Source organism: Dyella sp. LX-66, from assembly GCF_018599165.1.
Taxonomy (GTDB): Bacteria; Pseudomonadota; Gammaproteobacteria; order Xanthomonadales; family Rhodanobacteraceae; genus Dyella_D; species Dyella_D marensis.
The window spans coordinates 61,099-67,080 of sequence record NZ_JAHFVJ010000005.1 but is presented as its reverse complement, the minus strand read 5'-3'; the positions used below and the strand labels follow the sequence as shown (position 1 = coordinate 67,080).

The window sequence follows — 5,982 nt, the reverse complement described above, 5'->3', positions numbered from 1 at the left end:
TGCCCGCCGCCCGCGCCATCACCTCACTCATGAAAGGCATGCATTGAATGGCCACCGTCTCTGAAGAATCCATATTCGATCTGGCCGGCCTGGATACGCAGGACTCCGAGCATATGGTCGTGCTGCAGGCCTCCGACGCCGGCTTCGGCCGGATCGCACAGATCCTGTCCAAAGACAAGGTCGTGCTGATCCAGGGCGTTTCGCCGGAGGAGGCGGACCGCTTGATCAGCGGCATCGCGGCCGAGTTCGACCTGGGCGAAGAGCTGGAAATCCAGGCTGGATTCGCGGCCATCCACGGCCACCGGCAGAACGTCGGCAAGTACTTCATGACGGTGAACGAGCGTGGCGAATACAACTTCATACCGCCGCATTCGGAAGGGAACAGCGGCATGAACATGCAGCTGTCGTCCTTCTACTGCTACGAGAACAGCACCGATGGCGGCGAGACCATCCTGTGGGGGTCTTCCGACGACGAGGAAGTGTGGCGGGAGGTGAAGGAGTTCAAATACAAGGTCAAGACCGATCGGCCTGAATTGACCAGGATGGAGATCGCGACCCTGAAAATGACCTGCGAAGTCGAATGGCCCAGGGATGTGGTCAAGGAGGGAGACGACGTGGTGTATCTGATGGATACGCCGGTCACCGGCGTGTCCAGGTACGCCGTCCTGCAGCCGGCCAGGAAAAGCCACTCCAGGATTCTCGGCGCCGACCGCTTCGTGTGCTGGGACACCATCGGCAATGTGGATCGGGACATCGCCAAAGAATTCATCAAGGCGCTGCGGCAGGTCGGCCTGTTCAAGGCCCCTGATGGAATCGATGACGGCAGCGTCCTGGACTGCAGCCTGCATCGCAAGGTGTGGTCTTCCGGCATCCGGCTGCCTTCGATCTTCAATCGGGCCATCGTGCGAAAGCTTCGGCAGGGCGAGCTGGTCGTCATGAACAATATGACCTGGGCGCATTCGGCCTGCGGATGGACGCCGGGGACAGGTGTGAGGCGATTGGCCGCGGCCTTTGCGTGAGCGTCGGTGGTCACCGTGGCGAGTAGAAGAAGGGATTCCGATGCATCTTGCTGATTTGCTGCTTACGCTGGAATACAAGCAGATCGAGCTTTCCGTAAAGGATGGCGCGCTCAGCTATCGGGCGCCGCCGGGGGCATTTACCGGCTCCCTGCTCGAGGAGGTAAGGCGCTGCAAGCAGGAGCTGATCGGCCTGATCGAGCGGGGCATGGCTCAGGTGGCGCGGCCGGCCTCCGATGCCCGCGAGGCGGGCGAGCTGCCGCTGACGCCTTGGCATGGCTGGTACCTGGAGACCTTCAATCCGCTTGAACACCGGTGGTCGGTGAAACGCCAGGTGCATCTTGGTGGAGATGTCCGCTTCGATCTGATCAGGCAGGCGGTTTATCTGGCCATGGACCGCTACGACACGTTCCGGCAAAGGCTGCGCCGCCGGCGCGACGGCACCTGGGCGCTGTGCCTGTTGGACGCGCCGGGCGATCCGACCGTGATCCTGTCCGACGTGACCGACAACACGGCGGATCGCCTGCTCGACATCCAGAAGGACGTCGAGCGCACGCTCAGCATGGTCGACGGGCCGGTGCTTTATGTGGCCTTGTGCAAGCACAGGGCGGCCGGTGACTCGCTGCTGGTCTATCTGCACCACAATATCGTGGATGCTTATGCCGTCGACTCGGTGGTCGCCGATATCGTCGGCAGTTATGCGCGGCTGTCGAGCGGCCAGGAAGCGGACGGCCGCGTCAAGGCACAGTGCAGCTATGCGAATTACGCCGAGACGCTGCACAAGTACATGAGCGGGCCAATGTTTCTTGCGCGCTCGTTGTCCTATTGGGGCGATTTCGTGAATGCCGAAACGCCGGGGATTCCGGTGGATTACACCAGCGGCACGCATATCGTCAGCAATTCAAGAATGATGACCTTGTTCGTCGGCCCGGATGTTCTTGCATCCAGGAATACTTCCTTTATCAACGATGCGCTGCTGATTGCCGCCGGGGCGGCCATTGCGGATTGGTCGGGCAGCCCCGGAGTGGCGATCGACGTCGAGCATCATGGGCGCGGCGGCCATGTGCCCGGGATGGATTTCCTGGAAGTGGTGGGGCCGACCACGTTCAAGTTCCCCATGCGGCTGGATATCGGCACCGATGCCCTGGCCTCGGCCGCCTCGTTCGAGGCGCTCCGCAAGCGGATGACGGATGCGACCCAGTTCGGCCTGGGCTACGGCTTTCTGCGCTATCTCCACCCGGATCCGGCGGTCAGGTCGGACTTCCAGCGGATGCAGCGGCCGCAGGTCTTCTTCAACAACCGCACGACGCTGTTCGTCAAAGGCGGGGCAGGGGACGGGAATGGCGCCGCGCCGCGTAAAGACAGCCACGTTTTCAGGGTCGATTCGCATGGCGATCCGGCTTTGCACGACCCGTACTCCCACGAGTTGCTGATCGAATGCGACAGCGCCTGGGATGGCCTTGAAATATCGCTGATCTACAGCGGGGCGATACATAGGGATGAAACGATCGCCGCGCTCGCCGAAACCTTGCTGGCGAAACTTCGGCGCATCGGCGAGGCCTGCGTTTGAATCTGTCTGGACGTGCATGGCGCATCAGTCATAGGAATTTGGATCGTGCTTAAAGGCGAGGAAGAATTCGACGAGATCGCAGCGGAGCCGCAGAAGCGCCCGGACGAGCTGCCGGCGTGGGAGCGGTGCCAGCTACTGGTGGAGTGGAATCGCACCGAACGGGAATTTCCGCAGCATCTGTGCCTGCACCAGCTGTTCGAACGGCAAGTCGAGAGAACGCCGGACGCCACGGCGCTGGTCTACGAAGCGCACAGCCTGAGCTATGCCGAGCTGAATGCGCGGGCCAATCGCCTGGCGCATTTCCTGCGCGACCTTGGCGTGGTTGCCGAAAGCAGGATTGGCCTGTGTTTCGAACGAAGCTTGGACATGGTGGTCGCGCTGCTGGCTGTGCTGAAGGCCGGCGCTGCTTATGTGCCCTTGGATCCTTCGTATCCGGCCGAACGCCTGCGCTACATGTTGTCGGACAGTGCCCCGGCCGTCGTGCTGACCCATGATGCGGCGAAGGTCCGCCTGAACCGGACGGCGCACGATAGGGCCGCCGCCGTGGTGAATCTCGACCACGACCTGGGGCGGCGGCTCGATCTGCCCGTCGATAATCCCTTACCCGAAACGGTAGGACTCACGCCAAGGCATCTTGCCTACGTCATCTATACGTCCGGTTCGACCGGGCGTCCGAAAGGCGTGATGATCGAGCACCGCGGGCTGTGCAGCCTGGCCGTTACGCTCGGCGCGGATTTCGGCATTGGGCCCGGCAGCCGCGTTCTGCAGTTTGCCTCGCTCAGTTTCGATGTCTGCATTTACGAGATCGGCACCGCGCTGGCGCACGGCGCCGCCCTCTATCTGGTGCCGGAGCAGTCCTTAAAATCCATAAGCGCGCTGAAAGACCTTGTCGCCAGCTGCCGTATAACGCATGCGACCTTGCCGCCGGCCCTGCTCGCCACCTTGGACGACGACGAGAATTTCAAGACGATCCGCACGCTGATTTCCACGGGCGAAGCCTGTCCCAAGCCGGTGGCGGATCGCTGGTCGAACGGCCGCGCATTCATCAACGCTTATGGCCCGACCGAAACGACTGTCTATGCCACGGCTTTCAGGTACGAGACGGGCGATGGAATGAGTGTTCCCATCGGCCGGCCGATCGCCAACACGCGGCTGTACGTGCTCGATGGCAAGATGCAGCCGGTTCGCGTGGGAGCGACAGGCGAGCTTTATGTGGGTGGGGCAGGGGTTGCGCGCGGCTATCTCCATCGCCCCGAGCTTACTGCCGAGCGATTTGTCGACAGTCCCTTTGTCACTGGGGACCGGCTATACCGGACGGGTGACCTTGTCCGTTATCTCCAGGACGGAAATGTCGAATACCTGGGGCGCCTGGACCATCAGGTGAAGATCCGGGGTTTTCGCATCGAGCCTGGCGAGATCGAGGCGGTGCTGGCGTCGCATCCGGATGTCAGCCAGGCGGCGGTGGTGGCGCAGATGGACCGGGCTGGCGGCCGGCAGCTGATCGGTTATGTCGTGCCGCATCCGGCGGTATCGATGGAGCCATCCGCCTTAAGAAGCTACGCCGCCGATTTTCTGCCCGAGTACATGGTTCCCCTGGCCGTCGTACTGCTGGAAGCACTGCCGCTGACACCGAACGGCAAGCTCGATCGCGCGGCATTGCCGCCGGCGCTCATTGCGCCCAGCTCCAGCCGGCGCCCCGAGACACCGGAAGAGTCAGTGCTCGCTCGCCTGTTCGCGCAGCTGCTGGGTTTCGATACGGTGGGGGTGGAGGACAATTTCTTCGACCTCGGCGGGCAGTCCATTCTGGCGGCGCGCCTTATTCATGATGCGGCCCGGCAGACTGGCGTGACGATTCCGCTGCGTGTGCTGTTCGAAAGGCCGACCGTCCTTGAGCTGGCCGGATACATCGGCCGGACGAAAGCGCAGCCGGGATATTCAAGCCGGCGGCCGACCGATACCCCGAACGCCGTGCTTATCCAGGACGGCGATCATCGAACGCTGGTGTTCCTTATCCATGCCCTGGATGGCGATGTCAGCCAGTACCACAAGCTCGCCGCGGAGCTGGGCGACGATGTGACCGTGTACGGTTTCGCGGCCAATAACCTCCATTCGCGGGAGTGCCTGCCCGATTCCGTGGAGGCAATCGCCGAAACCTATATCGCGCAGATAAAGAAGATCTCAGGGGCGGGGCCGTACCATCTTCTTGGCTGGTCTTCGGGCGGGGTGATTGCGTTCCAGATGGCGCATGCATTGCTGTCGCGCGGGGAGCGCGTGGGAGCGCTGGGGATTCTGGATACCCGGCATGACTTCCGTTCCCCGATCGTCGACCTTCCTGCACAGGCTCTCGAAGAGAGACTGCCCGGCGCGCAGAACGAAAGAAATGCCGAGTGGTGCACTTTTCTCGGGATATTTCTCGCCCCGTGGGAATCGAACGATATCTGCGACGACGACCATCCGTTCTGGCCGCCGTTCTGGAAGATGACGGATGCCGAGAAACTTGAGCATGTGCTGGCCTATGCCAGGGACAGGGGAAAGGTTCCGGCCACCTTGGGCTCGGGCGACCTCGATTATCTGTTCACCAACATGTGCCGGCAGATGAGGGCGCTGTCCAGTTATGTGCCGCCTGTTTATGCGGGGCCGATGGATGTGTTCCTGACCGGCGAGTCGCTCGAGCGCGAGGGTGCGCGAGAGCATTGGCAAGGCCGGACCATGGGAGAGGCCAATATCGTCCCCGTGGCCGGTAGCCATGTGGCGGTGGTGGAGCAACCCGGCGTCGGCATCGTCGCCAGGACGATAAGGATGCGATTCCCAAGATGAAGCCTGCTGCGCGCGGAAAACCTCTCCCGGACAGGAAAAGCGAAGTGCACTCCAACTATTTTGCGCTGGAAGACTCGCTGCTCGAGCTTGGAGCGGGCAGCTATATCGCTCCATCCGCCGTGGTCGTCGGCGACGTGCATATCGGCCAGGCATCCAGCATATGGTTCGGCGCCGTGCTGCGTGGCGACAACGACCGCATCGCGATCGGCAGCGAAAGCAATATCCAGGACAACGCCGTGCTGCATACGGATCCTGGCATTCCGCTGGTCGTCGGCGACAAGGTGAGCGTCGGCCATCTGGTCATGCTGCATGGCTGCACGGTCGGCGACGGGTCGCTGATCGGTATCGGCGCGGTGGTTCTGAATCGTGCCGAGATCGGGCGCAACTGCCTGATCGGCGCCAAATCCCTGGTCACCGAGGGCAAGCGTATTCCCGATCATTCGATCGTCCAGGGTGTTCCGGGGCGGGTGGTCGGCGAAGTGACCGAGCGGCATCTGGCGATGATGGAGCGGGCGGCTCAATCGTATGTGGCGCGCATAAGGCGCTATGTGCAGAACGATATTCGAAGCCTGTAGGCGC

Annotated in this window: 4 protein-coding genes; all 4 read left to right on the top strand. The window is 62.3% G+C overall.

Translation table 11 applies throughout. The features are described 5' to 3' along the window. Positions 1–47 precede the first annotated feature (47 nt). From KK141_RS11350 to KK141_RS11335, 4 genes are read left to right on the top strand one after another with little or no spacing between them, the layout of a single operon-like run. Complete coding sequence (locus KK141_RS11350; protein WP_214572314.1) at positions 48–1,019, top strand: TauD/TfdA family dioxygenase; 972 nt, start codon at positions 48–50, stop codon at positions 1,017–1,019. 40 nt (positions 1,020–1,059) lie between these two features. Further along, the gene (locus KK141_RS11345) at positions 1,060–2,586 is read left to right on the top strand and encodes a condensation domain-containing protein (RefSeq protein WP_214572315.1); all 1,527 of its coding nucleotides are present in this window, start codon (positions 1,060–1,062) and stop codon (positions 2,584–2,586) included. 45 nt (positions 2,587–2,631) lie between these two features. Beyond that, positions 2,632–5,403, top strand: coding sequence for an amino acid adenylation domain-containing protein (locus tag KK141_RS11340; RefSeq protein ID WP_214572316.1), 2,772 nt, complete (start codon positions 2,632–2,634; stop codon positions 5,401–5,403). Next, on the top strand, positions 5,400–5,978 hold the full coding sequence (locus KK141_RS11335) for a gamma carbonic anhydrase family protein (protein ID WP_214572317.1): 579 nt from the start codon (positions 5,400–5,402) through the stop codon (positions 5,976–5,978). Before KK141_RS11340 ends, KK141_RS11335 begins: the two co-directional genes overlap by 4 nt. Positions 5,979–5,982 lie beyond the last annotated feature (4 nt).

Coding starts and splice junctions, on each gene's coding strand:
- KK141_RS11335 (WP_214572317.1), top strand. CDS start 5,400: ATGAAGCCTGCTGCGCGCGGAAAACCTCTCCCGGACAGGAAAAGCGAA.
- KK141_RS11350 (WP_214572314.1), top strand. CDS start 48: ATGGCCACCGTCTCTGAAGAATCCATATTCGATCTGGCCGGCCTGGAT.
- KK141_RS11345 (WP_214572315.1), top strand. CDS start 1,060: ATGCATCTTGCTGATTTGCTGCTTACGCTGGAATACAAGCAGATCGAG.